Annotated in this window: 5 protein-coding genes and 1 pseudogene; 3 read left to right on the forward strand and 3 right to left on the reverse strand. The window is 59.8% G+C overall.

Features of this window, described 5'->3' with window-relative positions; all coding sequences use genetic code 11:
- Positions 1 to 64: 64 nt before the first annotated feature.
- Positions 65 to 901 (forward strand): annotated as a pseudogene (locus DW49_RS0117755) (glycoside hydrolase family 68 protein); the annotation flags it as partial.
- Between the two features lie 46 nt (positions 902 to 947).
- Here the strand turns inward: DW49_RS0117755 and DW49_RS0117760 are convergent.
- On the reverse strand, positions 948 to 1523 hold the full coding sequence (locus tag DW49_RS0117760) for an ANTAR domain-containing response regulator (protein WP_003383342.1): 576 nt from the start codon (positions 1521 to 1523) through the stop codon (positions 948 to 950).
- A gap of 14 nt (positions 1524 to 1537) precedes the next feature.
- Positions 1538 to 2749: a CmpA/NrtA family ABC transporter substrate-binding protein gene (locus DW49_RS0117765; protein ID WP_005617419.1), complete on the reverse strand. Its 1212-nt coding sequence runs from the start codon at positions 2747 to 2749 to the stop codon at positions 1538 to 1540.
- Between the two features lie 244 nt (positions 2750 to 2993).
- Here DW49_RS0117765 and DW49_RS0117775 point away from each other — a divergent pair, with 244 nt between their 5' ends.
- Positions 2994 to 4025: a quinone-dependent dihydroorotate dehydrogenase gene (locus tag DW49_RS0117775; RefSeq protein WP_005617422.1), complete on the forward strand. Its 1032-nt coding sequence runs from the start codon at positions 2994 to 2996 to the stop codon at positions 4023 to 4025.
- Between the two features lie 145 nt (positions 4026 to 4170).
- Here the strand turns inward: DW49_RS0117775 and rmf are convergent, their stop codons facing one another.
- Positions 4171 to 4386: a ribosome modulation factor gene (gene rmf, locus DW49_RS1000000130450; RefSeq protein ID WP_002553055.1), complete on the reverse strand. Its 216-nt coding sequence runs from the start codon at positions 4384 to 4386 to the stop codon at positions 4171 to 4173.
- Positions 4387 to 5007: 621 nt separating this feature from the next.
- Here rmf and rlmKL point away from each other — a divergent pair.
- Complete coding sequence (gene rlmKL / locus DW49_RS0117785; RefSeq protein ID WP_005617423.1) at positions 5008 to 7260, forward strand: bifunctional 23S rRNA (guanine(2069)-N(7))-methyltransferase RlmK/23S rRNA (guanine(2445)-N(2))-methyltransferase RlmL; 2253 nt, start codon at positions 5008 to 5010, stop codon at positions 7258 to 7260.
- Positions 7261 to 7430: the final 170 nt, after the last annotated feature.

The raw sequence follows: 7430 nt of genomic DNA on the forward strand, positions 1-7430 counted from the left end.
TGCGTTCTTCAATGCTGAGTTCATGATATGACATAGGTTCACCGTACCGGATTGGTCAGGTGTTGCGCTCAGTTTTTGCCGCCGCCACCTGTATTACACCTGCGTGACGCCAGGTGCGGCCATCGCCAAAGTTCGCGGCCGTATTGTTACGTCAGACAAAGGCGTGGAATTGAAAGACTTTACAGACGTCAAGATTCTTTTCGAGGCCGACGGAACTTACTATCAGACCGAAGCGCAGAACTCGACCTGGAACTTTCGTGACCCCAGTCCATTCATAGACCCCAATGATGGCAAGTTGTATATGGTCTTTGAAGGTAATGTGGCTGGCGAGCGGGGTTCACATACTGTCGGTGCCGCTGAACTTGGCCCTGTGCCACCGGGTCATGAAGAGATAGGCGGTGCCAGGTTTCAAGTCGGCTGTATTGGCCTGGCGGTTGCAAAAGACCTCAGTGGCGAAGAGTGGGAAATACTTCCGCCGCTGGTCACTGCGGTGGGCGTCAATGATCAGACCGAGCGTCCGCATTATGTGTTTCAGGATGGCAAGTATTACTTGTTTACCATCAGCCACAAGTTCACCTATGCCGATGGTGTAACCGGGCCGGATGGCGTTTACGGTTTTGTCGGCGAGCATCTGTTCGGGCCTTACCGGCCAATGAACGCTTCGGGTCTGGTGCTCGGCAATCCGCCTGCGCAGCCATTTCAGACCTATTCCCACTGTGTGATGCCGAACGGTCTGGTGACGTCGTTTATCGACAGCGTGCCCACCACAGGCGAGGATTATCGTATTGGCGGCACCGAGGCGCCAACGGTGCGGATCCTGTTGAAAGGCGACCGCTCGTTCGTGCAGGAGGCGTATGACTACGGCTATATTCCAGCGATGAAGGATGTGACGCTGAGCTAACGCCCTCGAATAAAGAACGCCTGCCCGTGCAGGCGTTCTTGCGTTGTTATCCCAGCAACTCGCTCATCGCAATAATCTGCTCGGCCACCTGTATCAGTTTCTGCTGACGGCTCATCGCCTGTCGGCGCATCAGCGTGTACGCCTCTTCCTCGTTGCAGTCCTTCATCTTCATCAGCAGCCCCTTGGCCAGTTCGATGCGCTTGCGCTCGGCCAGTTGCTGATCGCGGGCATGCAATTGAGCGCGCAATGCCTGATCGCTCTCGAAGCGGGCCATCGCCACATCGAGAATCGGTTGCAGGCGTTGCGCCTGAATGCCTTCGACAATGTAAGCGCTGACCCCTGACTTGATCGCCTGGCGCATCACCCCCGGATCGTGCTCGTCGGTAAACATCACGATAGGTCGCGGCTGGTCGCGGCTGACCAGCACCACCTGTTCCATCACGTCGCGGCCGGGTGATTCGGTGTCGATCAGGATGACGTCCGGGCGCACGGCCTCGACGCGGGCGGGCAGGTCGATGATCAGTCCGGACTCGTCGATCACTTCAAACCCGGCCTCGGTCAGCGCCGACTTGAGGCGTCCGACTTTTCTGGCGGTGTCGTTGATAAGCAGGATACGCAGCATGGTCACGTTCTCCGTCAACGACTGGCAACAGCGGGCGCGGTATCGGCCAGCGAGTGGAGTGTGAAGCTTCGCGCGTAGCCTGCCGGATCACTGCCGTCCCAGACTTTGCCATCGATGAGCTGGCTGCTGCGCAGGGTCGCGCTCGGGGCATCGATGCCCAGCGCATTGGCGGCCTGACGGTACAGGTCCAGCTGCTGAACGCGGCTGGCGACCGCCAGGTAATCCGGGTCTTCGCGCAACAGGCCCCAGCGCCGGAACTGGGTCATGAACCACATGCCGTCGGACAGCCACGGGTAGTTTACCTGCCCCTGATCGTGAAAACTCACCGCGTGCGGGTCTTGCCAGTGATTGCCGAGGCCGTCGCTGTATTGGCCGAGCAGGCGCGGTTCGATGCAGTCCAGCGAGGTATCCAGGTAATCCGCGCCGCTGAGCAGTTGTGCGGTGCTGCGCCGGTTGTGGTCGTTTTGTTCGATGAAACGGCTGGCTTCGAGCACGGCCATGATCAACGCCCTGGCCGTGTTGGGGTTCTGCTCGACAAATTCGCGGGTGCAGCCCAGCACCTTGCCGGGGTGGTCGGGCCAGATCGCCTGGCTGGTTGCCATGGTGAAACCCAGTTGCTGCTGCACCGCGCTGGCACCCCAGGGTTCACCGACACAAAACCCGTCGATGCGCCCGGCCTGCAGGTGTTGCGCCATCTGTGTGGGCGGCACCACCACGCTGGTGACGTCATCGAGCGGGTGAATGCCCTGGCTGGCGAGCCAGTAATAGAGCCACATGGCGTGGTTGCCAGTGGGGAAGGTCTGGGCGAAGGTCAGCTTTGAGCCGCTTTGGTGCGCGCGTTTGTCCAGTGCCTCAGGAGTGATCACGCCAGCATCCTGCAACTCGCGGGACAGGTTGATGCACTGGCCGTTCTGGTTGAGGCCCATGAGGATGGCCATGTCGGTCGCCGGGCCGCCACTGATGCCCAGTTCCACGGCATAGATCAAACCATACAGGCTGTGTGCTGCCTGAAGCTGCCCGCTGACCAGCCTGTCACGCAGCCCGGCCCAGGAGGTCTGGCGTTTCAGGTTCAGGCTCAGACCGTAAGGCTGGGCAAACCCCTGAGTGGCCGCGACCACCAGCGGGGCGCAGTCGGTCAGTGCCATGAAGCCCACGTCCAGGCTGTTCATTTCCGGGGCGTCACTGCCGGCCACCCAGTCCAGTGCATTGCCGGTTCGTTCGTTCATTGCGCGTGCTTCATAAAAGGTCCATCCAGAAAAAAGGCGTCGTTCGACCCTTTGCCAGTGCAAATGTCGAAGCGACGCCGTTGTCCATGCACCCCTCCGTCGTTGGAGTGAGTGCCGATAACGGATTCAAGCAAGGCATATGCCAGCGTCAACGCCATGAAGTTTATCGAGTGCCTCGCCTGCGCTGTCCACACACGTCTATAATCGCCACCCTGAATTCAGCTGCTCACGAGCCTATCCCGCCATGTATAACCTGGCCCGCCAGTTACTGTTCAAACTTTCCCCGGAAACCTCGCACGACCTGTCGCTGGACCTGATCGGTGCCGGTGGACGGCTGGGCCTCAACGGCTTGCTGAGCAAGTCTGCGGCGAAGTTGCCGGTCAGCGTCATGGGCCTCGAGTTTCCGAACCCGGTAGGGCTGGCCGCCGGCCTGGACAAGAACGGCGCCGCCATCGACGGTTTTGCGCAACTGGGTTTCGGCTTTGTCGAGATCGGCACTGTGACGCCCCGTCCGCAGCCGGGCAACCCCAAGCCGCGTATTTTCCGTCTGCCTAACGCAGAAGCCATCATCAATCGCATGGGCTTCAACAACCTGGGTGTCGACAACCTGGTGTCGCGGGTCGAAGCGGCGAAGTATCGCGGCATTCTGGGCATCAATATCGGCAAGAACTTCGACACGCCGGTCGAGCGCGCGGTGGACGATTACCTGATCTGTCTGGACAAGGTGTATGCCCACGCCAGCTACGTCACCGTCAACGTCAGCTCGCCCAATACGCCGGGGCTGCGCAGCCTGCAGTTCGGCGATTCGCTCAAGCAACTGCTTGAAGCGCTGAGCCTGCGCCAGCAGGAACTCACGCAGCGGCACGGCAAGCGCGTGCCGCTGGCGATCAAGATTGCTCCGGACATGACCGATGAAGAAACCGTGCTGGTCGCCGCCGCTCTTATCGAGTCGGGCATGGACGCAGTGATCGCCACCAACACCACACTGAGCCGGCAGGGTGTCGAAGGCCTGCCGCACGGTGATGAAGCGGGTGGTTTGTCGGGCGCGCCGGTTCGCGAGAAAAGCACGCACATCGTCAAGGTACTGGCCGGCGAACTGGCAGGCCGCATGCCGATCATTGCCGCTGGCGGTATCACCGAAGGCCGGCATGCAGCCGAGAAGATAGCCGCAGGCGCCAGCCTGGTGCAGATCTACTCGGGCTTCATCTATAAAGGTCCGGCGCTGATTCGCCAGTCCGTGGATGCCATCGCGGCGATGCCACGCACAGCGAGCTGAATCGCAGGCAAAAAAAGGGGCTCTTCGAGAGAGCCCCTGGGCTTTGGCCCGCCGCCCGGGTCGGGCGTGCATGGTACAGGTGTGAATCAGTCAATCATGTAGGTGGCCCGTCGAGGCCTGACAGTCTTTCAGTCTTTGAATCGCCTCATCCGACCGCGTGAAGTTCGTTGAGTCTGTGGATGCCCGCAGTGCCGGTCATACCGTCCCAGTTGTCGCCGCGTCCTTCGCGCCAGCCATTGATCCATGCCTGGCGTACTGACGGTAGAGTAAAAGGGCAAAGCTCACGGGATTTACCATGAACGCCGTATTGATATCCGCGTAAAAATGCTCTTTCCAACGGATCACGCTTAAGTCTTCTCATAGGGTAATGCCCTCGTCTGTTGACTGTAATATCCCTGAGACCCCGTGGTGGGGTCGGGCAGAGTCTTCTGCCGTTGGGGCCCGCTGCCGGCGTGGCGGGCCTTGATGCCATAACCATTGCGGAGATGACCTGAGTTGATTTCTAACCAAAGCGCAGGGTGATGTGAATGATCGTTTTGTCATAAGCACGTCACATTCCGGTCTGTCGAGCAATAAGCAATCGAGTGTTTCAAGACTGATTTCTGGCGTAACCCTTTTGACATAGGGGTTTGAGCGTTGATTGAGATTGCTTATCAGGCTCAGGTAATGGCCCTATGCCTTGGCTGTCAAGGCGACGAAGGGTCACTCTGCGCGCCGATGAAATGTGACTTTTCAGTCACAACTTTCCGATCATGGCTTTTGACACGTACTGATCGCCAACCTGCCGCCCGCTGATTGGCGACATGGTCTGGGCGGATATCTGTTCTAATACGCGCCATAACTGCCGCAATGACATGACAGGATCATGCGGTGGACCGGCACACATCATGTGCCACCCAGGCGTTCTCCACGAAAGACGCCTGTTCAAATCTGGCAGGGCAATGCGTTGCCCGCCGCTGACGGCTCAGGCCCTGGAATACACATGTCGGATCGCTACGAACTTTTCCTTACTTGCCCCAAAGGCCTCGAAGGTCTGCTTGCCGAAGAAGCCACGGCGCTGGGTCTGCAAGAAACCCGCGAGCACACCTCGGCCATTCGCGGCTCGGCCGACATGGAGACCGCTTACCGGCTGTGTCTCTGGTCGCGTCTGGCCAACCGCGTGCTGCTGGTACTCAAGCGCTTCCCGATGAAGGACGCCGAAGACCTGTACCACGGCGTGCTCGATGTCGAGTGGCATGACCATCTTGAACCGGAAGGCACCATTGCGGTGGAATTCAGCGGTCACGGGTCGGGCATCGACAACACCCACTTTGGTGCATTGAAGGTCAAGGACGCGATCGTCGACAAACTGCGCACGCCCGAAGGCGAGCGCCCGTCGGTGGACAAGATCAACCCGGACCTGCGCGTTCACCTGCGCCTGGATCGTGGTGAAGCGATTCTGTCGCTGGACCTTTCCGGTCACAGCCTGCACCAGCGCGGCTATCGCCTGCAGCAGGGTGCTGCGCCGCTCAAGGAAAACCTTGCCGCTGCCATTCTGATCAGAGCCGGCTGGCCGCGCATCGCTGCCGAAGGTGGCGCACTGGCCGACCCAATGTGCGGTGTGGGCACGTTCCTGGTCGAGGCTGGCATGATTGCCGCCGACATCGCACCGAACATCAAACGCGAGCGCTGGGGCTTTTCGGCCTGGCTCGGTCACGTTCCGACGCTGTGGCGCAAGCTGCACGATGAAGCACTGGCGCGTGCCGAAGCGGGGCTGGCCAAAACGCCGTCGTGGATTCGTGGTTACGAGGCTGATCCGCGTCTGATCCAGCCAGGCCGCAACAACATCGAGCGTGCCGGGCTGAGCGACTGGATCAAGGTCTATCAGGGCGAAGTGGCGACCTTCGAGCCGCGCCCGGACCAGAACCAGAAAGGCCTGGTAATCTGCAACCCTCCTTATGGCGAGCGTCTGGGTGATGAAGCCAGCTTGCTGTATCTCTACCAGAACCTCGGCGAGCGCCTGCGTCAGGCCTGCCTGAACTGGGAAGCCGCAGTGTTTACTGGCGCGCCTGATCTGGGCAAGCGTATGGGCATTCGCAGCCACAAACAGTATTCGTTCTGGAACGGCGCCTTGCCGTGCAAGCTGCTGCTGATCAAGGTCACGCCTGACCAGTTCGTGACGGGCGAGCGTCGCACGCCTGAACAGCGTCAGGTCGAGCGCGAGAACCCGGTCGAAGTCGAAGTGGTTGAGCGCAAGCTCAACAAGAACGGCAATCCGATCAAGCCGGAACCGATGGTGGTCGAGCAGGCGCGCCTGAGCGAAGGCGGGCAGATGTTCGCCAATCGCCTGCAAAAGAACCTCAAGCTGCTGGGCAAATGGGTACGCCGTGAAGGTATCGATTGCTACCGCGTCTACGATGCCGACATGCCCGAGTATTCGCTGGCGATCGACCTGTACCATGACTGGGTTCACGTTCAGGAATACGCCGCGCCCAAGTCCATCGACCCGGAAAAGGCCTCGGCCCGATTGTTCGATGCACTGGCTGCCATTCCTCAGGCCTTGAACATCGACAAGAGCCGTGTGGTGATCAAGCGTCGCGAGCGTCAGAGCGGCACCAAACAGTACGAGCGTCAGAGCGCGCAGGGGCAGTTTCTGGAGGTCAGTGAAGGCGGCGTCAAGCTGCTGGTCAATCTGACCGATTACCTGGACACCGGCCTGTTTCTCGACCATCGACCGATGCGTATGCGCATCCAGCGCGAAGCCGCGGGCAAGCGCTTCCTCAACCTGTACGCGTACACCGCGACCGCCAGTGTGCACGCAGCCAAGGGCGGCGCGCGCAGCACCACCAGTGTCGACCTGTCGCGTACTTACCTGGACTGGGCACGGCGTAACCTGTCGCTCAATGGTTTCTCCGACAAGAACCGTCTGGAGCAGGGCGATGTGATGGCTTGGCTGCAGGCCAACCGCGACGAGTACGACCTGATCTTCATCGACCCGCCGACGTTCTCCAACTCCAAGCGCATGGAAGGCATTTTTGATGTGCAGCGCGATCAGGTCGAGCTGATCGACCTGGCGATGGCGCGTCTGGCGCCGGGTGGCGTGCTGTATTTTTCCAATAACTTCCGCAAGTTCGTGCTCGATGAAAACCTGAGTCAGCGCTATGCGGTCGAGGATATTACCGCGCAAACCATCGATCAGGATTTTGCCCGCAACGGCAAGATTCACCGCGCCTGGAAAATCATGGCGCGCGCCTGAGCAAGGGGCCAAGGGCGATGAGCTGATGTGTAGCCTATTTGTACAGGTTTGTTCATCGTCCCCTAGGGTCTGTTCCCGTTTCCACGTAACCCATTGATCCCTATGAGAACAGGCCCGTATTGTTGGAGTTCTCACACAACACCAATACGAGCCTGCAATGCCCCGATTAA

It is taken from the genome of Pseudomonas avellanae BPIC 631 (assembly GCF_000444135.1).
GTDB classification, from domain to species: domain Bacteria; phylum Pseudomonadota; class Gammaproteobacteria; order Pseudomonadales; family Pseudomonadaceae; genus Aquipseudomonas; species Aquipseudomonas avellanae.